Here is a 23,638-nt window from a genome sequence, read left to right as displayed (position 1 = left end):
GTACGGAGATCGATTCATCAGACCAAACTGGTGAAATGAAGGCCTGCCTAACGGCAGGCCGTTATCGGCCCGCACACAAAAAATCTGACACTCTCCCGCTATTCCAGCATCTTGCTCAACAACCAACTCCCCGCCGGCCCCGGGGGATGCTGCCGCGACCACAGCGCATCCACCGACACCGTTTTCGGCCAGCCGCGAACCTGAAGTTCCTGCAACGTCCCCGCGCCAAAACGCCCGACCAACCACCGGGGCAACGGTGCCCAGCCAAACCCACCCTGGGCCATTTCCATCAGCATCAGGTAACTCGGCGCCGACCAGACACGTCCCTTCGCCCGACTTTCATATGGGTTGACGATGGTCGCCAAGCGCAACTCGCGATGCTGTTGCAGCATGTCCTGATCGACTGTACCCAGCGCCGCCAACGGGTGTTCATGGGCCACAAACAGCGCGATCTCCGTGCGTTCGTCCACCGTCGAGCTGACCAAATCCGGCGGGTAACTGTCCTGCATCTCAGCGAAGGCGACATGCGCCCGACCGCTTTGCACCAGCGCCACCAGGTCATCGCATTCGGCAATCAGGCATTCGAGTTCCAGGTCGGGATAACGCTGCTCGAAGCTACTCAATGCCGCCTCAAACCGGTCGGACTGGTAGGTGTCGGAAATCGCCACCGTCAGCTTCGCCTCGACCCCTTCGGACAATTGGCTGGCGGTCATTTCCAGGCGGCTGGTGGCGGCCAGAATTTCTTCCGCCCGCAGCAGCATGACGCGCCCGGCCGGCGTCAGTGTCGGCTTGCGGCTGCTGCGGTCGAATAGGGTCAGGTTCAAATCGATTTCCAGGCTGGCAATCGCCGCGCTGATGGTCGACTGACTGCGGCCCAGCTTGCGTGCCGCAGCGGAAAACGAGCCCTGAGTCGCGGCCTGGACGAAGGCCTGCAACACTTCGTGGGATGCCATGAACTATCGCCTTGATCGATGGTTATTGGTTATGAAGTATCGATGTGATGGCCGATCATGGCAACCACAGTCACTTAGGGAGTCTGATCATGACCCTCAACAAATCCATCACCGAACGTATTTTCCAGGCCGTTGGTTTCGAACTGCTGGCCATCCTGATCTGTACCCCGCTGCTGGCCTGGATCATGGACAAACCGATGCTCGACATGGGCCTGGTGACCATGGCGATCGCCGCCCTGGCCCTGGCCTGGAACGTGGTCTTCAACGGCCTGTTCGACCGCCTGCTCGATCGCTTGCAGGTTGTGCGTAACGCTTGGGTGCGTGTCGTCCATGCCTTGTTGTTTGAAGGTGGACTGGTCGCGGTCGGTGTGCCGCTGATTGCCTGGTGGCTGAACATCAGCCTGTGGCAAGCGTTCCTGCTGGACATCGGTGTGTTGCTGTTTTTCCTGCCGTACACCTACGTTTACCACTGGGTGTATGACGTGGTGCGCGAACGCCTGGTCATTAGTCGGGTCAAGCCGTACAGAGCTCAGTGACAAAATCCAGAAACGCCCGAACCTTGGCCGCCGGCAGATGCCGCGACGGATACAGCGCATACAACGGAAAACGCTCGTCGGGCCAGTCTGGAAACAACTCCACCAAACGACCCTCCTTCAAGGCCGGCGCTATCCCCAGGTCCAGCACTTGGGCGATGGCCTGGCCGCTTTCACAGACGCTGTGCAACGTGCCGACGTCATTGACCAACAATCGGCAATGCGGCTGCACATGCAGCACCGGCCTTCCCGAACGATGGAATTCCCAGCCAAACGGGCGGGCGGTTTGCGGATCGCGAAACTGCATGCACACGTGCTGCTCGTGCTCCATGTCTTGCGGTGTCAGCGGTCGCCCGTGTTTTTTCAAGTAAGCCGGCGAAGCCAAGGTCAGCACTCGCACATCCAGCAGTTTGCGCGCCACCAGCGATGAAGACACCGGGTGGCCGAAGCGCACCGCCAGATCAAAACCGTCCGCGACCATGTCGCCCAATTGATCGCGGGTTTGCAGTTCCAGGTACAACTCGGGATAGCGCTCCATGAACCGCCCCAGCGCCGGGCCCAGAATCAGCCGCGAAAAATACGGGTCCATGTTGACCCGCAAGCGTCCTCTGACCTGAATCGCGCTGCTCGATGCCGAGTTGGCGGCCTCTTCGAGACTGGCCAGCAGCGGCGCGATCTCTCCGTAAAACCGTCGGCCTTCGTCGGTGAGGGTGACGGTGCGAGTGGTGCGGTCGAACAGGCGAATGCCCAGGCGTTTTTCCAGGCGCGCAATGGCCCGGCTCACGCCGGATGGCGTCAATTCCAGCGCTTCGGCGGCGCGGACAAAACTACCGCCATCGACCACCGCGCTGAACACGCCCATGCCATTGGCAAGGCCGGCCTCAAAGCTCATTGATGACTCCTGATCACGTGTGCAATGACATTCATGCTATCGGAGAATCTTCGTTTGTCGCTGACTATTTGCCCATCGCGACACCCGTCGTTTTCGAGCAGGAGAACAGTTCATGTATGCAGTGATGGGCATTACCGGGCAGGTGGGCGGCGCAGTCGCCCGTACATTATTGGCCACCGGTCACGCCGTGCGCGCCGTGGTGCGTAGCGCAGACAAAGGTGCGGCGTGGGCGCAACGTGGGTGTGAAGTGGCGATTGCTGATGTCGACGATCGTGACGCCATGGCCCGGGCGTTCTCCGGCGTGGAAGGCGTATTTGTGATGATGCCATCGAATTTCGACCCGTCACCGGGCTTCCCGGAAACCCGGCAAGTAGTGGAAAACATCCGTCTGGCGCTTGAAGCCGCGCGCCCCGGCAAAGTGGTGTGCCTGTCGACCATCGGCGCCCAAGCCACTCAGCCCAACCTGCTGAACCAGCTGCAATTGCTGGAGCAGGCGTTAACGAATCTGCAGTTACCTGTCACCTTCCTGCGTCCGGCCTGGTTCATGGAAAACGCCCAGTGGGACGTCGAACACGCAATGGGCTCGGGAATGATTCCGAGTTTCCTGCAACCCCTCGATAAACCGGTGCCGATGATCGCCACAGCGGATGTCGGTCGAGTGGCTGCCGAGCTGTTGCAGACGTCATGGCAGGGCAAACGCATCGTCGAACTGGAAGGCCCGCAACGCATCACGCCGCTGCAACTGGGCGCCGCTTTCAGCGCACTGCTGGGTAAACCGATACGGATGCAAAGTGTGCCGCGCGAAACCTGGCAGGCACTGTTCACCAGTCAAGGCATGCGCAACCCGTTGCCGCGAATGCAGATGATCGACGGGTTCAACGAGGGCTGGATCGAGTTTGAAGGTGAACCGCGTAAGGGCAGGGTCGAGCTGTCGTCAATACTGCAGCGTTTGCTATCGCGCAGTTGAACGGGTTGAGCGGGCTTATGTTCAGCCCGCTCAACGGTACGCCAGTTACAGAAACATCCCGCCCGACGCCTCGACACGCTGGCCATTGATCCACTGACTGCCCGGTGCCAGCAACAGCGCAATCGCAGCGCCGATGTCGTCCGGCAGACCGACGCGACCCAGCGCGGTATTGCCAGCCACGTAGCTGTTCACTTCGCTGTTGTCGCGCACCGTGCCGCCGCCGAAATCGGTTTCGATGGCGCCAGGCGCCAAGGTATTCACGGAAATTCCACGGCCGCCGAGTTCCTTGGCCTGGTAGCGCGTCAGCACTTCCATCGCGCCTTTCATCGCCGCATAGGCGCCGTATCCCGGCAGGCTGAAGCGCGTCAGACCGCTGGACACGTTGAGGATTCGTCCACCGTCCGCCATCAGCGGCAGCAGGTTTTGCGTCAGAAAAAACGGCCCCTTCAAATGGATATTCATCAGCAGATCGAACTGGTCGACCGTGGTGTCGACGAAGCTCGCGTTCAGGCCGATGCCGGCGTTGTTGATCAAGAAGTCGAAGTGCTCGCGATCAAAATGGCGGCTCAATACATCGGCCACCTGAGTGGCGAAATCGGCGAAGCCTTCACTGCGGCCAACGTCGAGTTGCAGCATGGCGGCGCGACCGCCGAGGTTTTCGATTTCTGCGACCAGTGCGTGCGCCTCGTCAGCCTTGCTGTTGTAGGTGCCAATGATATCGATGCCTTGGGCAGCCAGATGCAGGGCTGCGTTTTTGCCAAGGCCGCGGCTGGCGCCGGTGATCAGTGCGATTTTTCGGTTCATGGGACTTCCTCAAGGGCAGTGGTTGGTTGATGTGAGGAAGTTTATTTATCCGCCTTGTAGTGATAAATAGAGTGAAACTGGAATCACTGGTCGGTTAATCCGAACAATAGAAGGTCGGCCCATGAACAAACTGGAACTGCTGCGCACCTTCGTTCGCGTCAGCGAAAAGTCGAGTTTTACCCTCGCCGGTGAAAGCCTGGGTTTGCCCCGGTCCACCGTGTCGGAGCACGTGCAGGCCTTGGAAGCGCTGTTAGGTACGCGCTTGCTGCAACGCACCACGCGCAAGGTGCAGGCGACTCAGGACGGCCTGGTGTTGTACGAGCGCAGCAAGGATCTGCTGTCGCACATGGACGAAATCGAAGGGCTGTTTCGCCAGGATGCGGCCTCACTCACCGGGCGGATTCGCGTCGACATGCCGAACATCCTGGCGCGTCGCATCGTGATGCCACGGCTGCCGGAATTCATGGCGCTGCACCCTAATCTTGAGCTCGAAATCAGCACCACCGACCGCCGCGTCGATTTGCTCAGCGAAGGCTTCGATTGCGTGGTGCGGGTTGGCGCGCAGCCGGATCAATCGGTGGTCGCGCGTCACCTGTGCGACTTCGCCATGGTCAATTGCGTCAGCCCCGCGTATGTGCAGCGTTATGGCATTCCCGAAACGCTGGACGATCTGGCGCAGCATCGACTGGTGCATTACGTCGGTGTGCTGGGCGCGCGGTCGGAAGGTTTTTTGTATGAGGAAGCGGGCGCGTTACATCGGCTGCCAATGGCAGGCAGCGTCACGGTGAACAGCACCGACGGTTATGAATCGGCGTGCCTGGGTGGTTTCGGATTGGCGCAGGCGCCGATGATGGGCATGCAACCCTACCTGCTCAGCGGCGAGTTGGTGGCGGTGCTGCCTCAGCACAATGCGCCGCCCATGGAAGTGTCGCTGCTGTATGCCCGGCAACGGCATCTGCCGTTGCGGGTCAGGGCATTCATGGATTGGTTGGGGGCCGTCATCCAATCCACAACCTGACACCATTTTTGAAATCAACATAAAACCAATGTGGGAGCGGGCTTGCTCGCGAAGAGGCCTGCACATTCAACATCAATGTCGACTGTAAGACCGCCTTCGCGAGCAAGCCCGCTCCCACAGGGTATTGCTGCGGGTCAAAACAATTGGGTGAACAGCCAATACAAACTGCCCGACAGCAGAATCGCCGCCGGCAAGGTCAGCACCCAGGCCATCAGCAGATTACGGATGGTCTTCATCTGCAACCCACCGCCGTTGGCGACCATGGTCCCGGCCACACCCGAAGACAACACATGCGTGGTCGACACCGGCAGCCCGAACATGTCCGCCGCGCCGATGGTCAGCATAGCCACGGTTTCCGCCGAGGCGCCCTGGGCGTAGGTCAGGTGAGTCTTGCCGATCTTCTCGCCGACCGTCACCACGATGCGCTTCCAGCCGACCATGGTGCCCAGCCCCAGCGCGATGGCCACGGCGATTTTCACCCACAGCGGAATGAACCGCGTGGAGTTGTCGATCTGCTGTTTGAACAGTTGCAGCTTGCTGCTGGTGTCGGCGTCGAAGTTGCCGACCTTGGTCTTGTCCATCAGGCGAATGGTTTCGCTGGTCAGGTACATGTCGTTCCGCACGTTGCCCACGGCCTCGGCAGGCACCTTCGACAGCGAACCATAACCCTTGACCTCAGCGCCGATGCGGCCGGTCAGCGCCGCGAGCGCCGGCACCAGTTGCGGTGTGGCTTCCTTGCTACGCACGTATTCGGACAGTACCGGACGCGGGTCGGCCGGGGCCGGTTGCGGCGCCGCCTTGACCAACGCTTGCTGGGTGACTTCCGCCACGGCGGCGAACTGCAACGCCTGATCCGCCGGCATGGTGCGGTTCAGCGCATACGCCATTGGCAAGGTGCCGACCAGAATCAGCATGATCAGGCCCATGCCTTTCTGGCCGTCGTTGGAACCGTGGGCGAAAGACACGCCGGTGCAGGTGACGATCAGCAAACCGCGAATCCACCACGGTGGCGGGGTGGTGCCTTTGGGTTCTTTGTACAACGCGCGATTCTTCACGAAGGCGCGCAGCGCCAGCAGCAACAAGGCGGCGAAGCCGAAGCCGACCAGTGGTGACAGCAGCAGCGCATAACCGATTTTGGTCGCTTGTGCCCAGTCCACGCCGCTGGTGCCGTCGCGGCCGTGCATCAGCGCGTTGGCGACGCCGACTCCAATGATCGAACCGATCAACGTGTGCGATGACGAGGCCGGCAGGCCCAGCCACCAGGTGCCGAGGTTCCACAGGATCGCAGCGATCAGCAGGGCGAAAATCATGGCGAAACCGGCGGACGAGCCGACTTGCAGAATCAGTTCCACCGGCAGCAGGGCGATGATGCCGAACGCGACCGCGCCGCTGGACAGCAACACGCCGAGGAAGTTGAAGAACCCGGACCAGACCACCGCGACATTCGGCGGCAGCGAGTTGGTGTAAATCACCGTGGCCACGGCGTTTGCGGTGTCGTGGAAGCCGTTGACGAACTCAAAGCCCAGCGCAATCACCAGCGCCACGCCCAGCAACAGAAACGGCGTCCAGGTGGTCACCACCGTGCCGAGTTCGTTCATGTCGTGCATCAGGCTGTAGGCGGTAAACAGCAAGCCGATAGCCAGTACCGCGAAAAACACCACGATCGTCAGCAAGCCGGGTTTTTTATCAAATTGCGGCTTGGCACTACTGGTGGCGGGCGCCGGGGCCGTGGTGAAGGAAGGAGTAGCCATGACGGACAATCCTGAGGAGGGAAGGAGTGCCTGCCATGATCGTTGCTGAATGTTACAGAGAGGCTGCGCTGGGTCAGTGTTTGTTTTTTTCCCCAATTACACACCAACCCTGTAGGAGCGAGGCTTGCCCGCGAAGGGAACGCCGCGGTTTGATTGATACACCGTGTCATCGTTCTTCGCGGGCAAGCCTCGCTCCTACAAGGGTGTGGACTTAGTAATCCTGGCGTTTGCGAAACGCCCAGCGCCCGGCAATCACGGTAAACGTCGCGACCAGCGCCACCAGAATCCAGAACCCCTCCGGATCACCGGAAAGCGGCACGCCGCCGACGTTCATCCCAAAAAAACCGGCAATGATGTTGATCGGCAACGCCAGCACCGTGACCACGGTCAATGTAAACAGCGTGCGGTTGCTCTGTTCGTTGAGGTTGGCGGCAATTTCTTCCTGCAACAGCTTGATCCGCTCACCCAGTGCCGTGAGGTCATTGATGATCAGCGCGAACTCCTCGGTGGACTTGCGCAGCTCCTTGACGTCCTCCTTCTGCAACCACTGCGGCGGGCGATTGAGCAGGCGCAGCAGCGAGCCCGGCTCCAGCGCCAGCAGCCGTTGCAAACGCACCAGCACCCGGCGATTGGCACCCAACTCGGCGCGGTTGGTCGACAGCCGCGAAGACAGCAGCTCATCTTCGATCTGGTCGACGCTGAGGCTGGTCTTGCGCACGATCTGGGTCAGCACTTCGCCCTGATCACGCAACAAATGCACCAGCAGTTCCAGCGGTGAGCGGAAGCATTCGCCGGCCTTCACCGACGAGCGCAGCTTGTCCACCGAGTGCAGCGGTTGCAGGCGCGCGCTGATGATCAGCCGACTGCGGGCGCAGACCCACAACGTCGAGACATCCGAAGAAACCATGCTGCTGAGGTTGAACACCACGTCGTTGACCACCGCCAGCAACGCCGAATCGACATGCTCGATGCGCGTCGAACGCGAGCCTTCATGCAGCGCTTCGAAAAACTCCTCGGGCAATTCCAGATGGCTTTTCATCCAGCGCTCGCACGCGGCATGAGCGAGGTTCAGGTGCAGCCAGAGAAATTCCTCGCCGTCATCCGGCTGTTGCAGGCACTGCAACGCCTTGGCCGAATCGATCTCCCGACCGCGCTCGCCGGGACGGAAACTGAAACCGTAAAGCAGACCGAACAGGTCCGGGTCGCGATGGCTGTGGTCGATGCTGTGGTTCATGAGGGCTCGCAAGGGGAGACGCCTGTCGCGGGTTTCACAGGTTCACTTGAGCCGCATCATCGCAAGGAGTTTTGACGGTTTTGTGACAGCTCTGTGGCGCTGGCAAATGGCCTTCTACCGGCGGTCGGAACCGCTCAAGAACGGCGCTCGCACGCCGATGACGCGGAGGTAGATCTTTGCGAAGCCGGTCGTGAACCCGCGTCGCCGACAGGGATGTCCGGACACCTCGCACGCCCGCGTGCTTCATCCCTGTCATGAGTATCACTCGATGTTTTTGCAAAAATCCCTGAGAGCGCAAATCCTCGCCCTGTTGAGCGGCAGCCTGTTGGCCGTGTTGCTGATCGCCCTGGCCTGTTTTCACTTTCTGTCCGGCGGCGTGCAGAGCTACGCGAACCTGATCGAAGGTCCGCTGCACACCTCGCAATTGATCGATGAAGCCAACCTGCAATTCAAGGTGCAGGTTCAGGAATGGAAAAACGTCCTGCTGCGTGGCAAGCAACCGGCGGACCTGGACAAATACTGGAAGCAGTTCGAAGAGCGTCAGCGTGATGTGCAGGGCATCCTCGGTGAACTCGCCGGACAGAAGGGCATCGAGCCGCAACTCAAGACCCGCATTGAACGCCTGCGTGACGAGCATCGCCAATTGGGCGCGGCGTACCAGAAGGGCCGCGATGCCTACGTGGCGGCGGGCGCCGATCCCACCGCTGGCGACACGGCGGTCAAGGGCGTGGACCGTGCGACCAGCGATCAGATGAGCGAACTGGTCAGCGAGTTGCGCAAGCAGGGTGCCGAACAGTCGAAACTGATCAGCGCCAATGCCGACCAAACAGTGTTGCTGGGGATCATCGTGATGCTCGCCTCAGGGCTGTTGATCGGCCTGTTGAGCCTGTGGCTGGTCAACCGCAACCTGGTCGAACCGATCCGTAAGTTGATCGAATACGTGGCGCAACTCAGCCAGGGCAAATTTGCCGAGCGCGTGTCGAGCACCCGTCAGGATGAGTTGGGCAAACTGGCGATGGCCGCCAACACCCTGCGCGATTTCCTCGCCGAAACCTTCACTCGATTGCAGCGCAGCGCCAAGGACCTGGACAGCGCCAGCGGCGAGTTGAATTCGATTGCCAGCCTCATGGCGTGTGGCACCAACGAGCAGTTCAACCGCACCGATCAGGTGGCCACGGCGATGAACGAAATGTCCGCTACCGCCCAGGAAGTCGCGCGTCACGCAGCCGATGCGGCACGTGCCGCGGACGACGCTGACCAATCAGCCCAGCAGGGCGAAAAGGTCATGCAAGGTACCATCCACACCATCACCCAAATGCGCGGCGAAATTGCCAACACTGCCACGGTCATCCGTCGTCTGGAAACCGACAGCGGACGCATCGGCAAGGTGCTGGAAGTGATTCGCGGCATCGCCGAACAGACCAACTTGCTGGCGCTTAACGCCGCCATTGAAGCGGCCCGGGCCGGTGAAGCCGGGCGTGGTTTCGCGGTGGTGGCCGATGAAGTGCGCAGCCTGGCCCAGCGCACGGCGGCGTCGATCATCGAAATCAACCAGATCATTCAAACCGTGCAAACCGGCGCGGTGGATGCGGCGCAGGCGATCGAAAGCGGGCAGTCACGCAGTGAGGAAAGTGTCGAGCAAGTGACCCAGGCTGGCGCCATGCTGGAACGGATCACCCTCGCGGTGGAAGCGATTCGCGACATGAACCGCCAAATTGCCACCGCTGCCGAAGAACAGACGTCAGTGGCCGAAGACATTTCGCGCAACCTCACCGAGATCACCAGCATCGCCAGTACCAACCTCGACAACGTGCAACGCACCGAAGCGGCGAGCCACAACCTGCATGGGTTGTCGGGGCAGTTGAATGAGGTGACGGCGCGCTTGAGCGCCTGATTCAAGCGCATCACGCAGACGTAAAAAAGCCGCACGATCGAAAAATCGTGCGGCTTTTTGCTGTGCGCATCAGTCGTCTTGTTTGTTCTTCAGGACTTCGCCAGTGGCGGCGTTCAGGTCCACGTCCCATTCAACGCCTTTGGCGTCTTTCAGTTCGACTTCGTACTCGTAGCCGTTGAAGTGGTTATCCAGGTCACTGTCGGTAATCGTCGCACCCGGGTGCAACTTCATCACGATCTGGTTCAATTCTTCCAGCGGCTTGATTTTACCTTCCTTGACCAACTGAGGGATCTGGTTGACGGGAACATCATCAGCCTGAGCCAAACCAGCGGAGAGGGTCAGGGCTGCGGCAGTGAACAGAACAGTCAGGGTTTTCATGAAGTTCTTTCCTTGGGGTGAGCTGTTTAAGTGGGATCAGATTAATTGGGGCAACTTAATTCAGCCTTAATTCCCACGACCGCGTCGTTTGAAAAGCTTCGCGGGCAAGCCTCGCTCCTACAGGGTTGGTTCGATTCCTGTAGGAGCGAGGCTTGCCCGCGAAGGCGTCGCCACGGTATTGGATCAATACCCGTTGTTCGTCAACAACTGCGCAACGCTCGCCGCCGCCGGGCGTTTGTAGAACTTCAGCAGCTCACTGGCGCGGTTGGTGAAGATGCCGTCGACACCCGCGTCCATGACTTTCTGGTAATCCACTGCATCGTCGATGGTGTACACGTGCACCAACAAACCCTGATCGTGGGTGTATTGGTTCATCCACGGTTGCACCAGGTCCGAGTAGCTTTGATCGCCACCCTTGGTCAGCGCGGCAGAAGGACCGGTGCCGATTGCCCCCTGGGCCTTGGCGTACTCGACCCACTGCTGGAACTCGGCTTTGGATTTGGGTTGCTGCTTGGCGTAGTAAGTGGCTTTGTCCTTGTCGCCGGACTCGGCGAACGTCACTTTGGATTGAGGCTCGATGCTGCCTTCGCCCACCCACAACAGCAGGATCTTCGGTACTTGCGGCATTTCTTTTTCAAGCAGTTCGAGGCTGCTCTTTTCGAAGGTTTGCAGCACGACCTTGCCTTTGCCCTGACCGACGGCCAGCTCGCTTTTCGCCAGTTTCGAACCGGCCGGGCTCAACCAGCCGCGATCCTGAAGCTTCTCCTTGAGGTCGTGCTCGATCCCGGGAAACTGCTTCGGCTCTTTGGTTTCGATGTACAGCCCCGGTTTGTGCAGCGGGTTGCCCTGGGCGATGTCGATGATTTCATCGAGGGTCAGGATTTTCAGACCGGCATAGGCAGGGCGCGCGCGATCCGGGTAAGCGCTGTTGAACCAGCTGCCGGCGTCCAGGGTTTTCAGCTCGGCGATCGTGAACTCCGTGGCCGGGCTGTCTTTGCGTTCAGGGAACTTGGTGGCGACATCGGTGGTGCGTTGCAGATTGTTGTCGTGCAAGGCGAACAGCACGCCATCCTTGCTACGTTGCAGGTCCATTTCCAGGTAGTCGGCGCCCAGATCGCGGGCCAGTTTGTAAGACGCCGCAGTGGATTCCGGTGCATCGAAAGACGCGCCACGGTGAGCAATCACCGCCGGATGCGGGATGCCCAAACGGGTGGCGAGCGCGGTGGGGCTGGGTTCGGTGGCCGCCTGTGCCTGGCCGAGACCGAGCAACACACCCAGCATCAGGGCGCTTTTGGAGAAGGTAGCAGGCATGGTCGAGATCCTTTCGCAGATGTTCAAAGACGTCTCTTTTAACAACTGAGCGCCGCCAGCGCTATCGCCAGACCGACATTAACGTGTTTAAAGCAGATTTTTTCAGCGCTTTTGTGCGGTTCTTTGCAGTACTCTTGGCCCCGGAAGTTTCCCCGGCAGAGGGAAACCCGATCGCTTGCCCTGCGTGTAAACCATCGATCACCGGTCCTTTTTGACAATCTGTGAGGTTTAGCATGCGCATCACTTCCGAACTCATCTGCCAGGCCGCCGACCAACTCAAGGGCTTCGTCGGCCTCAATCGCAAGACCGGCCAGTACATCGTGCGTTTCAGCGAAGACGCCTTCGGCATGGACGTGGCGGATGACGGCATCATTCCCACCAGTGAGTTTGTCTGGGCTGCGGGTCCGGACCAGGCCATGACACTTAAGCGCGAGTTGATTCAGTTGTTGCTGGATCAGAACATCGATGACCGGATCAACATTACCGAGCCGTTGCGGGTGTATATGAATCGGCGGGAAGTGCCGGAGATATCGGCGGTTCGCAGATTGGTACAGAGCTGAAATTTCGCGGTGTCGGTGCTGGCCCCTTCGCGAGCAAGCCCGCTCCCACATTTGATCAGCGTCGTACACACACTGCGTGATCGACCGAGATCAAATGTGGGAGCGGGCTTGCTCGCGAAGGCGGCTTCAAAGGCACACACCTTCACTGCTTAAACGCATAATCGCGCTCAACCCGACACACCCGCGTATGACACGACGAATACCAAGTCGACCGCCCACGCTCACGAATCTCACTGTGCTCAGGATGATGTTTCCACGCCACAATCGCTGCCTCGCTGGCCCAGTACGAAACCGTAATCCCGAGCCCATCCTCGCCCCGCGCCGACTCCACCCCCAGAAAGCCAGGCTGCTCGCGAGCCAGCGCGACCATGCGTTCGGCAGCCTCCGCGTACCCTTGATCACCCTCAGTCCGCAACGACGTAAAGATCACGGCGTAATAGGGCGCTTTCGGCGTATTGGCGATCATGACGCCTGCCTCGCACACGCCTCGATCAACCCACGGACCAGCGGCGGCAGAATGCCCTTGAGCGCGGCACGCTCCGGTTGGAACAGGGTGGCGACAAAGAACGGATGCCCGCACAATTCCACCGCTCTTAAATCCCCCGCCGAGTCTTGTCCAACGGCGCTGAGTTGTTGGCTCAGCAACGCCTGTTCAAACACCGGATTCACACCATAACGGCAGCGATACCCTTCGCGAATCTCAGCCATTTCGTACGCCTTGGCGATCAACGAACCTTCAACCAGGTGAATTCCGTCGACCGCTTCAACCAACGAACAGCTCAACGGAGTGAGCAGCGCTCGGGCCGCGTCGGGCGATGTCTCGCCGTGCTCGGCATCTTCCCAGCCCAGCACATTGCGGGCGTATTCCAGCACCGCATGTTGAAAACCGCCGCAGGTACCGAGGAAAGGTCGTTGATGTTCGCGGGCAAAACGAATCGCTCGCAATGCGCCATCCATGTCGCGGTACGGACTGGCGGGCACGCACCAGAAACCGTCGAAGTTCTGCAGCGGAGTTTGTGAGTTGATGCAGTCGGTGGCCAGCCATTCGAATTGCACGTCCAGGTTTAACTGTTCGGCGGCCAAGCCGAGTGCGACGGGGATGGCTTGGTGGGCGGTGACTTGCGGGTCGTAATCGCCGATCAGGGCGATGCGGATTGGGCGGGTTTCCATGGGTGCGCTCCACGCTTGTTGATTCCTGGCAGCCACTATAGATTGGCGTTCACGCACTCAATATTGGCGTTACTCCAAGTGATCAATGCACCGGCGCACTATCGATTGGACTACCCGGACCTGTCGCTGATCCTCGCGCTGGTACGCGGCGGCTCTCTGGCGCGAGCCTCTACGCTGTTGAAGGTCGATGTCTCAACGGTGTTTCGCGCCGTGCGCCGATTGGAAGCCGCGCTGGGCCAGCAACTGTTCGAAAAGAGCCGCGCCGGTTACTTGCCAACCACCCTGGCGCAGACCTTGGCCGAACAGGCTGAACGGGCCGAACAAGCATTGGAGGCGGCGCGCATTGGCGTGGAGCAGGGCGGTGAAGTCATCAGCGGCACCGTGCGCCTGACCTGTACCGATTCGGTCCTGCAAGGTTTGTTGTTGCCAGCACTGGCGAAGTTCATGCCCGGCTATCCGGCGTTGACCCTCGAGTTGAGCACGTCCAACGACTTCGCCAACCTCAGCCGCCGAGATGCCGACATCGCTTTGCGACTGACCCGCACCCCGCCCGAACATCTGGTCGGTCGGCGTCTGGCCGAGGTGTCTTATCGGGTGTGTGCCAGCCCGGCGTATCTGAAGTCTGTCGATGCCGAGGATCTGGCCGCGCTGACCTGGATCGCCCCGGACGATTTCCTTCCCGATCACCCGACCATTGCCTGGCGCAGGCGAGCATTGCCGGGCGTGACCCCAAGCTATCGCTGCAACAGCATGCTGTCGGTTACCGAGCTGGTGCGGGCGGGGTTGGGCGTGGCGGCATTGCCGGACTTTTTGATCAGCGACGAATTACAGCCATTGGGCGAGCCACTGCACGGTTACGACACCGCGCTATGGCTGCTGACCCGCCCGGATTGCCGCGCCTTGCGCTCGGTGGTCACGCTATTCGATGAGCTGGGGCGGGCGCTGAAACTGTCATGAGGCAGGTCAGGTCTTGCGCACGAAATGCTGATGCATTTCCGACGTCAGGCCTTCGATGCGTTCGGTCAGTTCCTTGGTCATTTGCGTCAGGCGAGTGTTTTGCTCGAGCAGTTCCAGCAGTTGCGCGGTGTTCTGCGCTGCCTGTGCCTGACGTTCACTGTTGGCCACGGCCAGTGCTTCGCGGTGCTGAGCATCGGCATCGGATTGGGCTTTGTCCCGCGCCGCTTGACGAGTCTGGGCCAGCAGAATCAGCGGCGCGGCGTACGCCGATTGCAGGCTGAACGCCAGGTTGAGCAGGATGAACGGGTAGAGGTCGAAGTGGGCCACGCCAAACAGATTGAGGCAAACCCACAACACCACGATCAGCGTCTGCGCACCGAGAAAGGTCGGCGTACCGAAGAACCGCGCAAAAGCCTCGGCGCGCAGGGCGAACTTGTCGTTGCCGAAGGTAGGTGCCAAGTGTGCGTGGGGACGGTGGAAACGCAAGTGATCGACGTGGGCGGCGGGTTGGGTGTCGGTGGTCGAGGTGGTCATGGTGCTCTCTGCATGGCGCTGGGACTGAGGCTCACTATAGCCCCAGCGCCAGTTTCATTCTGAAACACATTGCGGTGTTTAATTCAGAGAGGCTGATCAGCTGTTAAAGCGGCAGACCTTGTCATTTATTGCAGCTGATAGCAGGCCAGAAACATGTCCAGCGCTGACTCCACCACGGTGGCCTGCATGTCGGGCGACAGGCTTGGCAGGCCCATGGAAATCTGCGGCCAGAACGCAAAGGACTTGAGCATTCCCTGAATCTGTTGGGCGGCAAAATCGGGGGCGATCGGTTTCAATCGGCCATCGGCCTGAGCGGCGCGAATCCACACGGTCAAGCCTTCTTCGCGCTCACCCATCCGCGCCACCATGTCCTGGGCGCGTTCGGGGGAATGGATGGTGGCGGCAATGGCCACCCGCGCCAGGTCGAGAAAGTTGTCATCGCCCAGCACCTGCATTTTCGCCATTAGCATCAGGCGCATCTGCTCGCGCAGCGGCAGGTCAGGGCGGTAAGAGGTTTCCTGTTCTGCCGTAACGCGCGCCCACAACTGATTGAGGATTTCAGCGAACAACTCTTCCTTGCTGGGGAAGTGGTTATACACCGTGCGCTTCGACACGCCGGCGGTGGCGGCGATTTTGTCCATGCTGGTGATGTCGAAACCGTTGGCACGGAACTCGGCAATCGCCGCTTGAATGATGGCTTCGCGTTTTCGGTCGGTGAGACGCTGTGGAGCTGTCATAAGTACGCTTCGGCAGGAAGAAGTGAAGAATTACACTCGGCAGTTTACTTGTGATCGGCTTTGATGCAACCTTGAAACTACACTGTGCAGTGTAATGTTTTGTTAATCCTGCGCAGTGAACAATAGAGTCTTCGGCTGATGCGTGCGTGCCTTGGCCATTTATCGTCCCAAAACGGAGCGCCGCGAGTCATGCGGTTTTCCCGGAGTCATTCAGACATGGCCACTTCAACTTCCCCTGCGGACAACGCCTCCACGCCTGAAGCGTCTCGACAGGCTCAAGGGCAGTACCGAAACCACACGCCGGTGCAACGCGAAGGCTTTCGTAAAACCTTGCGCATCCTGTGGAACGTGATCTTCCACAAGCCGAAAAATACCCGCCCGACGGCCCCCGTCCCGGTACAACCCCTGACCCGGGATGCGCTGCTGGCGGCGCCGAATCACAGCGTCTATCGCCTCGGCCATTCCACGGTTTTGCTGAAACTGCGGGACAAATTCTGGATCACCGACCCGGTCTTCGCCGAACGCGCCTCACCGGTGCAATGGGCCGGCCCCAAGCGTTTTCACCAGCCGCCGATCAGCCTCGAAGAATTGCCGCCGATTGAAGCGGTGATCCTGTCTCACGATCACTACGACCACCTCGATTACAACGCCGTGCTCAAACTGGCGGACAAGACCCAATACTTCCTCACCCCGCTCGGCGTGGGCGACACCCTGATCAAATGGGGCATCGACGCCAGCAAAGTCCGCCAACTGGACTGGTGGCAGGGCACCGAAGTCGACGGCATCCAATTCATCGCCACACCGTCACAACACTTTTCCGGCCGTGGTCTGTTCGATGGCAACAGCACGCTGTGGGCCTCGTGGGTAATGATCGACGGCGACACGCGGATCTTCTTCAGTGGCGACAGCGGTTACTCCGACGGCTTCAAACGCATCGGCGAACAGTACGGCCCGTTTGACCTGACACTGATGGAAACCGGTGCTTACAACGTTGAGTGGCCGCATGTTCACATGCAGCCCGAGCAGACACTGCAAGCGCATATCGATCTGAAGGGCCGCTGGTTGCTGCCGATTCATAACGGCACCTTCGATCTGTCGATGCATGCGTGGTATGAACCGTTTGACCGCATCTTGGCGTTGGCCTGGGAGCGGAATGTGTCGATTACTACGCCGCAGATGGGTGAGGCGTTTAATGTGATGCATCCGCAGCGGGGGAGTGCGTGGTGGTTGGGGATGGAAGGTGAAAGTGATCAAGTGATAGCTCAGAACGCTTGATGGTGTACTGCCGGGCCGACCCTTAACGGCGGCCCGGGCACGACAGCCAAACTAGCTGCGTTCACCCTGTAGTAGTTCGAGATATTCCGAGATCTTTGCCACGGTCAAATCGCGGAATTTCCCACTGAGTATTTCACTCAGATCCTCCCGAGAAAGCCCTAGTCTTTGCGCAGCTTCAGCCTTACCCAATTGGCCTGTTTCGAGCAACATGCCTATCTTCATGACGTATTCAGCTTTGGCTCGCATCTCACCAGCATCGGGATAACCCAGCGCCTCATAAACGCAACTGTTGCTTCCATCGATTTCATTCATCTGCTGACACCTCACTCAACCATCGCATAATCCGCCCGCGCCACCGGATTCGGCGTAGACCCTTTCACATTCATCCCGCGCCCCGGCGCAAACCCCGGGAAGAACACCAACCCTTCCGATTCAAACCGATACGCCAGCGCCAGCCGCGTGACGTCCAGCACATCATGCTCCGCCTCGAATCGCTCAATGGCATCTACGGAAACCCCGGACTCTTCAGAAAGCTCTTTAACACTCCAACCCAGCATCGCTCGGGCCTGGGCGCAGTGGGCCGGGGTGAATTGGAAAAGGGCGATACGTTCCAAGGTGATTTTCATCGCAAGAGAGGCCATGGTGTGCTCCGGGCTCGAGAGTGCTGATTCAAAATGTACTGTGTTTTTGTACAGTTGTTTTGAGCCCGAATCAAATTCATTTTTAGATTTTTGCTATTTCGCCCCTTCCAGCCAGACGGACGGCGCCTGTCCCAAAATGCGTCGGAACATCGTCGAGAACGCCGCCGGGCTGTCATAACCGAAATCCAGGGCAATGCGCGTCACCGTTTCGCCCACCGCCAATCGCGCCAGTGCCAACACCACGCAGGCCCGCTGTCGCCATTGGCTGAAACTCAGTTCCGTCTGTTGGCGGAACAAACGATTAAAGGTGCGCAGGCTGATGTGCAACTGATCGGCCCATTGCTGCGGCGACTGATGAGCATCGGGCCGCTGTAGAAAGCCCTGACACAACGCCAGCAGCCGAACATCGACAGGCAGCGGAATGTGCAGCGGCAGATGAGCACTGCGCGCCAGTTCGTGCAGCAGCAAGTTGATCAACGCACCGTCGCGCCCAGCCTCGTCGTACGCCAACGGCACCTCCACCGCCTCCATCAGCAAGTGCCGCATCAACAGCGAAACACTGATCACCTGGCAGCGGCTCCCTAAATCCACCGTTCCCGGCTCGATGTACACACTGCGCGTGCTCACCCCCAGCATCAGCACCTGGTGCGCCACCCCCGCCGGAATCCACACCGCCCGCTGCGGCGGCACCACCCAGTTGCCGTCGTGCGTGCTGACCTGCATCACCCCCGTGGCGCCGTACAACAATTGCGCCCGACGGTGTGTATGACGGGGCAACAGCTGACCGTAGGAATAATCCGTACCGAGAGCCACCACCGGCCGTGGCGTGTCGTCCAGCAAATCAATCGAAACATTGCGCATCAAGCGGCTTCCAGCAGTTGGCGTAAACGCAAACATTATTGGCTGACTTGCTGAAGCAGGCCAAGGCACATCGCTCTATCGTCGACCGCTCTTTATCAATGGACGACGCGCAATGTTCTATCTCTTGCTGGCACTCTTCGGCTGCATGACCGGCGTCACCGCCGTGCTCTTTGGCTTCGGCGGCGGCTTCGTCGTCGTGCCGTTGCTGTACCGCATGCTCGTGGCCAGCCACGGTGCTAACGACCCGATTGGTCAATCGGCGATGCACATTGCGGTGGCCACCTCAACCTGCGTGATGATCGTCAACGCGCTGGTCGCCACCGGAAAACACCACCGCGCTGGTAATCTGATTCGCCATTACCTGTGGCCATTAGGTGGATACATCGGAGTGGGCGCGGTGGTCGGCGCGGTGGCCGCCATGTGGGTGAGCGGAGAGGTGATTCGCTATGCCTTCATCGCCTACCTGGGCGTGACCATTGTGGATTGCCTGTTCAGACGCGGCTTTCTCACGCCCTCCGACAACAAAATCCCACGTCGATTGGGAAGGGTGCAAGTGTCGGGTGGCGGTGTAGGAATCGGCACCATCGCTACGTTTCTCGGCGTAGGAGGCAGCGTCATGACCGTGCCGTTGTTGCGGCGGTGTGGGTTGAGCATGAGTCAGGCGACGTCCATGGCCAATCCACTCAGTTTGCCCGTGGCGCTGGCCGGGACACTGACTTACATGGCGATGGCGGGGTTCAGCGAGTTTGACTTGGGGCGGTGGTTTATCGGTTACGTCGACTTGCTGGCGTTTGCGGTTTTGACGATTGGGTCACTGCTGGGAATCAGGCTGGCCACTCCATGGATCGGGCGGTTACCGGACCGAGTGCATGCGCGGGTTTATGTTGGTTTGCTAGTGTTGGTGATGCTGAGTATGTGCGTCAGGTAGGGTTGGAGTCAGTAGGCTTATTCGTAAAAATATGCCCTTTACACTGTTCAGGATTTTACCCGGGAGAAGGTCATGTCGATCCTCGAAAGTGACTGGAAGAAATTCAAGGAGCTGCGCGAGATCGCGCTCGATCGTTTCTGTCAGGGCGTCCTGGACGACGCCAAAACAATTACCCAGCACGGTGCCCTTTCGACCCATGCCAGGTATCGAATGCTCTATCGCCTGATGCGAGATCGTGACAAAGACATAGTCGAGATTTTCGACAATAACAGCCAATCCCGTTCCAGTGCGCTCAGCGGCTTGTGGTTGATGGTCATGCATGACTTGCTGACCGATGCAGAGTTATCAGTTCTCAGTGAACCTGCATTGAGCTACATAGAGAAAGTGGTTCGTCAGCCCTATGTGCTTGAATGGCCTGAAGAGAGCGTGCGACAGGAATGAAAACTACTTGTCCGCTAACCCCGGCGCCTCACGAATAATGAAGTGATCCAGGTTCTCAATATTTGCACTGAACACCCCGAACGTCTGCTCGGGGTTCTTCTTGCTCGGCACCTGCTTCAACTCCGGCGTCACACCATAAAAGAAGCAATACAACTCGGCATCACTGTCGATGGCATGCTTGATCTCTTCCAGAAACGCTTTGCGCTTGCGGTAGGTGTCGATCAACTTCTTGCTCAGGTAAACATTGACTGAATAAGGCTTCTTCTTCGCCTCATCCGCTTGCTTGAACCAGACCTTCTGTTCGAAATCGATGCGAAAGCTCTGGGTGTAATCCTTGATCTCCTTGATCTTGCCCCAGTAAATCAACCCCTTGTTGTCCGTCAGGTATTCGATCTTCTTGAAGAACGACCCATAAGGCGCCGTGTGCTCGCCAATCTTCAAAGGCATACGCTTGAGCAGCTCCTTGTCCTCGAAGTTCGACACAAAACACTCCACCGGGTGGGCGAAGATGCTGGTCTTGTCCGGCGCTGACTCGCGGCTCGGGTGCTCGACATCACTGGCCACTGAAGGCGTTCGCGGCTCATCCCGCGTCACGTCCGTAGCCACCGCCGGGGCCGACAGCTTTCGCACATACTCACGCCGAGTCAGTAACAACTCCGACGGGAAATGCTCCTCACGACTGTCATCCGTTTCCGCACCGTCGGCGTCCACACCTGGCGCCGGCGTCTTGAGACTGACATAAGGACAATCCGCCACATGCCTCGTGCTGGGCGTGTTCTTGAAGTGCGGGGTGCGAACGTAATTCACATTCTTGGCGTTGAACGTCGTCAACACATTCGCTGCGTCGAAGGCCAAACGACAGGCATCGTTGGGGCACTGGAAGTGCTCCTTGGCGGAATCGAACTCCATGGTTTCGTCGAAATTCAAATCGCGCACGTCATAGATCGACAGCTTGTCGTCGAGGCTGAGGCAGTAGGCGAGGTCGAATTTCATGGTGGGCTCGGGTCCTTGAGTGGGGAAGGGTATTAATAGCGGGAGGAGGGGCAGGTTGCACTGACTGTTTTTCAACACGCCGCAAAACCCGCAGCAATGCATCGGATCTGTAGGAGCGAGCTTGCTCGCGAAAAACTCAAGAACACCACTGAGTATCTGGTTCTACGCACCAACATTCACAACTTGCAACGGAAGCACCGCCAAGAGCGGACTCGCCACGCCTATCGAAAATCTCAGCCTTCAGCTAGCGTGGCCAACTCCATGGAGGTGCCATATGAATGAACGGATACAAGTAAAAATGCACGAAGCGCAATCCCAATTCGCTTACCTCGCTGACCAGCAGCTTCATCATGAGTAATGATGTCGAGCATCAACGGCACTTACTCACGCTTCAACCGCTTCACTGTCTGATAAAGCGACTCAGTGAATTCCTCGCTATCATTCGAGTGGTGACAGCGTCGATGGCAGTTCGGACAAAGCGCCACAGCGTTGCTCGTTCGATCCGAACCCTTATTCGCCAAGTGCTTAACATGGTGGACTTCAAGATAGGGCGAGTCATTTTTGATGAACGGTGCCGGTTGACCGCATCCTTCACATATCCCTTTAGCTTTCTTACGAACCCAGGCTCTAACTTTCGGGTCACGTATGAAGGAAGTGCCTTGGGCGGAAGCTCGCTTCGGCTTCAAAATGCCCGCAGGTTCATCTTCAAGAGGTAGTTTCTCTAGCGCTGCGGCTCTTCGCTCCAGGGTTTCTTCATCAGCTGTCGGAGCTGTTGGATCGCCGGGTTTAACGCCTTTTTCAATGAGTACCGCTCGGATTGCCTCTTCAACGTTCGAACCGACGTTTCTGGCGGGCTTGTATCCTCTGATGAAATTCCGCTCCATTTTCATCAGAACAGCGGAGATATTCTGCATCCGGAATTCAACAGAGCCTTCGGTGCGAGTGGGTAAGGCCGCTTCGCGGAGCGCAAGATTTTCTACAGTCTTCACGAATTTCTGACCGCTTAGCTCTAGCGCGAGCATCTTCAAATACGCATCCACCGCAGCCCTAATCTCGGGAACGCTCCAATCGCTTGCTTTTTTCTTTACGCTCATACAATCGCCGAGGGTTGAAAACCCTCGGACGATACTGAGTGGTCATTACGACTGTCTACGAAAATTCCTACAGAAATGAGCGACGCATCTTTCAATCGATCCTACAAAAGACACCGCTGCACTAACTCACCGAAGGTCTCGACGACTGAACCACCTCCAACACCTTCCGCCACCAAGACTTACCCACCGGCACCCGCCGTCGTGTGCGGCTGAGCAGCAGCAACGGCATATCCCGTAGTCGAATCCAGCCCTCATCCTGCCAATGCAACAGACTCAACGACATCTCCGGCCAATCCAACAAACTCAACATCGGCCGATCGGCATTGTCCGACGGCAATGCATCACGCAATGCCGGGACAACCTGATGTGTTAACCACTCACGTAACAATCGATTCACCGGTGCGTAGTGATACACCAACAAGGCATATACACCTGACTCGCTAAGCATCAACCGTTGCTCCGGTTGACCGTGGTAGCGAATCAACAATGTGTGCCTTTGATCCTCGTCGAGTTTGCTGACCACGCGATCATTCAAGTGGACGCCTATTAAACGACCGAGATCGCGGGCACAGAACCATGGTTGGTTTTCCAGCAGGAGTGCGTGGAGGGCGAGGTTATGGCGAGTGAAGATTGTCGGGCTGAAAGGATCAGTCGCAACCGATCGATGTGGGATGTGTGCAGGCATATCCATTACCTCTACGTATGAAGTTGAAGAGGGCCGGAACCCAACGTAGAGGATCTAAGAAATCCCAACGAGCCGTTTCTCTCACTCTCAGGATTACGCATACATCGCCGAAATCAGCATGCGTACTGGGTGAGGGAATTAGCTTCTACGTTGGGCGTTTCTTAGGCACCTGCAATAGAGCTTAGAAGCGCTTTGAATAGTCATCAATGCAGAAAGGTCTGGAGTTGTTGTAGGAGTTTTGGCGGTGAGCGCAGAGGTAAGTAAGATTTTTCCTACCCAATAAAAAAGCCCCGATCAGATCGGGGCTTTTAGTATTTCGATTTGTCGATTTACATCGTCAAATCGCGGCAAGCTCAGGAATCAATCCCAGCTCAAAGCCCCACCCGTCTGATACTCAATAACCCGCGTCTCAAAGAAATTCTTCTCTTTCTTCAAGTCCATAATCTCGCTCATCCAAGGGAACGGGTTCGTAGTCCCCGGATACTCTTCCTTCAACCCAATCTGCGAAAGACGACGGTTAGCGATGAACTTCAGGTAGTCCTCCATCATCGCCGCGTTCATGCCCAATACGCCGCGAGGCATTGTGTCACGTGCGTATTCGATCTCCAGCTGAGTACCTTGCAGAATCATCTGCGAAGCTTCTTCCTTCATTTCAGCATCCCACAAGTGTGGGTTTTCGATTTTGATCTGGTTGATCACGTCGATGCCGAAGTTCAGGTGCATGGATTCGTCGCGCAGGATGTATTGGAACTGCTCGGCGACGCCGGTCATTTTGTTGCGGCGGCCCATGGAGAGGATCTGGGTGAAGCCGCAGTAGAAGAAGATGCCTTCCAGGACGCAGTAGTAGGCGATCAGGTTGCGCAGCAGTTCTTTGTCGGTTTCGACGGTGCCGGTTTCGAACTTCGGATCGGAGATCGAACGGGTGTATTTGAGGCCCCAGGTGGCTTTTTTCGCGACCGATGGGATCTCGTGGTACATGTTGAAGATCTCGCCTTCATCCATGGCCAACGATTCGATGCAGTACTGG

Annotated in this window: 27 protein-coding genes and 1 pseudogene; 10 read left to right on the top strand and 18 right to left on the bottom strand. The window is 58.4% G+C overall.

From position 1 onward, the window contains the following. Nucleotides 1-98: 98 nt before the first annotated feature. On the bottom strand, nt 99-953 hold the full coding sequence (locus ACIPL2_RS28860; protein WP_401362372.1) for a LysR family transcriptional regulator: 855 nt from the start codon (nt 951-953) through the stop codon (nt 99-101). An 89-nt stretch (nt 954-1,042) separates the two neighbouring features. On the opposite strand from ACIPL2_RS28860, the gene ACIPL2_RS28855 reads away from it, so the two are divergent. Further along, nucleotides 1,043-1,489, top strand: a complete 447-nt coding sequence (locus ACIPL2_RS28855) for a multidrug/biocide efflux PACE transporter (protein WP_401362369.1) — start codon at nt 1,043-1,045, stop codon at nt 1,487-1,489. On the opposite strand, the gene ACIPL2_RS28850 is transcribed toward ACIPL2_RS28855, so the two are convergent. Further along, nucleotides 1,467-2,378, bottom strand: coding sequence for a LysR substrate-binding domain-containing protein (locus ACIPL2_RS28850; RefSeq protein WP_401362366.1), 912 nt, complete (start codon nt 2,376-2,378; stop codon nt 1,467-1,469). The genes ACIPL2_RS28855 and ACIPL2_RS28850 overlap by 23 nt on opposite strands. A gap of 112 nt (nt 2,379-2,490) precedes the next feature. Here ACIPL2_RS28850 and ACIPL2_RS28845 point away from each other — a divergent pair, with 112 nt between their 5' ends. Further along, nucleotides 2,491-3,345: an NmrA family NAD(P)-binding protein gene (locus tag ACIPL2_RS28845; protein WP_401362363.1), complete on the top strand. Its 855-nt coding sequence runs from the start codon at nt 2,491-2,493 to the stop codon at nt 3,343-3,345. 45 nt (nt 3,346-3,390) lie between these two features. Here the strand turns inward: ACIPL2_RS28845 and ACIPL2_RS28840 are convergent, their stop codons facing one another. Beyond that, nucleotides 3,391-4,149 carry an SDR family NAD(P)-dependent oxidoreductase gene (locus ACIPL2_RS28840; RefSeq protein WP_401362360.1) on the bottom strand — a complete coding sequence of 253 codons (759 nt, stop codon included), beginning with the start codon at nt 4,147-4,149 and terminating at the stop codon, nt 3,391-3,393. Nucleotides 4,150-4,270: 121 nt separating this feature from the next. Here ACIPL2_RS28840 and ACIPL2_RS28835 point away from each other — a divergent pair, with 121 nt between their 5' ends. Beyond that, on the top strand, nt 4,271-5,167 hold the full coding sequence (locus ACIPL2_RS28835) for a LysR family transcriptional regulator (RefSeq protein WP_401362357.1): 897 nt from the start codon (nt 4,271-4,273) through the stop codon (nt 5,165-5,167). A gap of 134 nt (nt 5,168-5,301) precedes the next feature. Here ACIPL2_RS28835 and ACIPL2_RS28830 read toward each other — a convergent pair whose 3' ends face one another. Both ACIPL2_RS28830 and ACIPL2_RS28825 read right to left on the bottom strand, forming a co-directional pair. After that, entirely contained in the window at nt 5,302-6,918 is a 1,617-nt protein-coding gene (locus ACIPL2_RS28830) for an inorganic phosphate transporter (RefSeq protein ID WP_401362355.1), read from the bottom strand. A 211-nt stretch (nt 6,919-7,129) separates the two neighbouring features. Further along, nucleotides 7,130-8,152, bottom strand: a complete 1,023-nt coding sequence (locus ACIPL2_RS28825) for a transporter (RefSeq protein WP_401362352.1) — start codon at nt 8,150-8,152, stop codon at nt 7,130-7,132. Nucleotides 8,153-8,420: 268 nt separating this feature from the next. On the opposite strand from ACIPL2_RS28825, the pseudogene ACIPL2_RS28820 reads away from it, so the two are divergent. Both ACIPL2_RS28820 and ACIPL2_RS28815 read left to right on the top strand, forming a co-directional pair. Next, a pseudogene (locus tag ACIPL2_RS28820) lies at nt 8,421-9,113 on the top strand (methyl-accepting chemotaxis protein); the annotation flags it as partial. 54 nt (nt 9,114-9,167) lie between these two features. After that, nucleotides 9,168-10,046: a methyl-accepting chemotaxis protein gene (locus tag ACIPL2_RS28815; protein WP_401362381.1), complete on the top strand. Its 879-nt coding sequence runs from the start codon at nt 9,168-9,170 to the stop codon at nt 10,044-10,046. Nucleotides 10,047-10,115: 69 nt separating this feature from the next. Here the strand turns inward: ACIPL2_RS28815 and ACIPL2_RS28810 are convergent, their stop codons facing one another. Both ACIPL2_RS28810 and ACIPL2_RS28805 read right to left on the bottom strand, forming a co-directional pair. After that, a complete protein-coding gene (locus ACIPL2_RS28810) occupies nt 10,116-10,424 on the bottom strand; it encodes a PepSY domain-containing protein (RefSeq protein ID WP_401362349.1) in 309 nt (102 codons plus the stop codon). Between the two features lie 183 nt (nt 10,425-10,607). Beyond that, nucleotides 10,608-11,735: a glycerophosphodiester phosphodiesterase gene (locus ACIPL2_RS28805; protein ID WP_401362347.1), complete on the bottom strand. Its 1,128-nt coding sequence runs from the start codon at nt 11,733-11,735 to the stop codon at nt 10,608-10,610. Between the two features lie 233 nt (nt 11,736-11,968). Here ACIPL2_RS28805 and ACIPL2_RS28800 point away from each other — a divergent pair, with 233 nt between their 5' ends. Continuing rightward, a complete protein-coding gene (locus tag ACIPL2_RS28800; protein ID WP_401362345.1) occupies nt 11,969-12,295 on the top strand; it encodes a DUF2025 family protein in 327 nt (108 codons plus the stop codon). A 142-nt stretch (nt 12,296-12,437) separates the two neighbouring features. Here ACIPL2_RS28800 and ACIPL2_RS28795 read toward each other — a convergent pair whose 3' ends face one another. Then, on the bottom strand, nt 12,438-12,761 hold the full coding sequence (locus ACIPL2_RS28795; RefSeq protein ID WP_401362342.1) for an antibiotic biosynthesis monooxygenase family protein: 324 nt from the start codon (nt 12,759-12,761) through the stop codon (nt 12,438-12,440). Then, a complete protein-coding gene (locus ACIPL2_RS28790; protein WP_401362339.1) occupies nt 12,758-13,465 on the bottom strand; it encodes a CTP synthase in 708 nt (235 codons plus the stop codon). Before ACIPL2_RS28790 ends, ACIPL2_RS28795 begins: the two co-directional genes overlap by 4 nt. Before the next feature lie 15 nt (nt 13,466-13,480). Here ACIPL2_RS28790 and ACIPL2_RS28785 point away from each other — a divergent pair, with 15 nt between their 5' ends. Continuing rightward, the gene (locus ACIPL2_RS28785; protein ID WP_401362336.1) at nt 13,481-14,422 is read left to right on the top strand and encodes a LysR family transcriptional regulator; all 942 of its coding nucleotides are present in this window, start codon (nt 13,481-13,483) and stop codon (nt 14,420-14,422) included. Between the two features lie 6 nt (nt 14,423-14,428). Here the strand turns inward: ACIPL2_RS28785 and ACIPL2_RS28780 are convergent, their stop codons facing one another. Further along, nucleotides 14,429-14,956, bottom strand: coding sequence for a DUF1003 domain-containing protein (locus ACIPL2_RS28780; protein ID WP_401362334.1), 528 nt, complete (start codon nt 14,954-14,956; stop codon nt 14,429-14,431). Between the two features lie 125 nt (nt 14,957-15,081). Continuing rightward, a complete protein-coding gene (locus tag ACIPL2_RS28775; protein ID WP_401362331.1) occupies nt 15,082-15,693 on the bottom strand; it encodes a TetR/AcrR family transcriptional regulator in 612 nt (203 codons plus the stop codon). Nucleotides 15,694-15,909: 216 nt separating this feature from the next. Here ACIPL2_RS28775 and ACIPL2_RS28770 point away from each other — a divergent pair, with 216 nt between their 5' ends. Continuing rightward, a complete protein-coding gene (locus tag ACIPL2_RS28770; protein ID WP_401362329.1) occupies nt 15,910-16,968 on the top strand; it encodes an MBL fold metallo-hydrolase in 1,059 nt (352 codons plus the stop codon). Between the two features lie 51 nt (nt 16,969-17,019). Here ACIPL2_RS28770 and ACIPL2_RS28765 read toward each other — a convergent pair whose 3' ends face one another. From ACIPL2_RS28765 to ACIPL2_RS28755, 3 genes are all read right to left on the bottom strand, one after another. After that, nucleotides 17,020-17,280, bottom strand: a complete 261-nt coding sequence (locus tag ACIPL2_RS28765; protein ID WP_401362326.1) for an XRE family transcriptional regulator — start codon at nt 17,278-17,280, stop codon at nt 17,020-17,022. Between the two features lie 11 nt (nt 17,281-17,291). Then, entirely contained in the window at nt 17,292-17,609 is a 318-nt protein-coding gene (locus ACIPL2_RS28760) for an XRE family transcriptional regulator (RefSeq protein ID WP_401362323.1), read from the bottom strand. A gap of 93 nt (nt 17,610-17,702) precedes the next feature. Beyond that, the gene (locus ACIPL2_RS28755) at nt 17,703-18,470 is read right to left on the bottom strand and encodes an AraC family transcriptional regulator (protein WP_401362320.1); all 768 of its coding nucleotides are present in this window, start codon (nt 18,468-18,470) and stop codon (nt 17,703-17,705) included. Between the two features lie 112 nt (nt 18,471-18,582). Here ACIPL2_RS28755 and ACIPL2_RS28750 point away from each other — a divergent pair, with 112 nt between their 5' ends. Both ACIPL2_RS28750 and ACIPL2_RS28745 read left to right on the top strand, forming a co-directional pair. Continuing rightward, entirely contained in the window at nt 18,583-19,398 is an 816-nt protein-coding gene (locus ACIPL2_RS28750; protein WP_401362317.1) for a sulfite exporter TauE/SafE family protein, read from the top strand. Nucleotides 19,399-19,470: 72 nt separating this feature from the next. Further along, nucleotides 19,471-19,839 (top strand): hypothetical protein, encoded by a 369-nt coding sequence (locus ACIPL2_RS28745; protein ID WP_401362314.1) that lies wholly within the window; start codon nt 19,471-19,473, stop codon nt 19,837-19,839. Between the two features lie 3 nt (nt 19,840-19,842). Here ACIPL2_RS28745 and ACIPL2_RS28740 read toward each other — a convergent pair whose 3' ends face one another. The 4 genes from ACIPL2_RS28740 to ACIPL2_RS28725 all read right to left on the bottom strand — a co-directional run. Then, on the bottom strand, nt 19,843-20,832 hold the full coding sequence (locus ACIPL2_RS28740) for a hypothetical protein (RefSeq protein ID WP_401362311.1): 990 nt from the start codon (nt 20,830-20,832) through the stop codon (nt 19,843-19,845). A gap of 380 nt (nt 20,833-21,212) precedes the next feature. After that, the gene (locus ACIPL2_RS28735) at nt 21,213-21,926 is read right to left on the bottom strand and encodes an HNH endonuclease (RefSeq protein WP_401362308.1); all 714 of its coding nucleotides are present in this window, start codon (nt 21,924-21,926) and stop codon (nt 21,213-21,215) included. 121 nt (nt 21,927-22,047) lie between these two features. Further along, nucleotides 22,048-22,611 carry a Bro-N domain-containing protein gene (locus ACIPL2_RS28730; protein WP_401362305.1) on the bottom strand — a complete coding sequence of 188 codons (564 nt, stop codon included), beginning with the start codon at nt 22,609-22,611 and terminating at the stop codon, nt 22,048-22,050. Between the two features lie 360 nt (nt 22,612-22,971). Then, the coding region (locus tag ACIPL2_RS28725) for a ribonucleotide-diphosphate reductase subunit beta (protein ID WP_401362302.1) at nt 22,972-23,638 on the bottom strand (667 nt) is incomplete at its 5' end.

Source organism: Pseudomonas sp. NPDC086251, from assembly GCF_044746405.1.
Classification (GTDB): domain Bacteria; phylum Pseudomonadota; class Gammaproteobacteria; order Pseudomonadales; family Pseudomonadaceae; genus Aquipseudomonas.
Note: the sequence above shows the minus strand (reverse complement) of the source record. Positions and strands in the feature narration are given on the sequence as shown.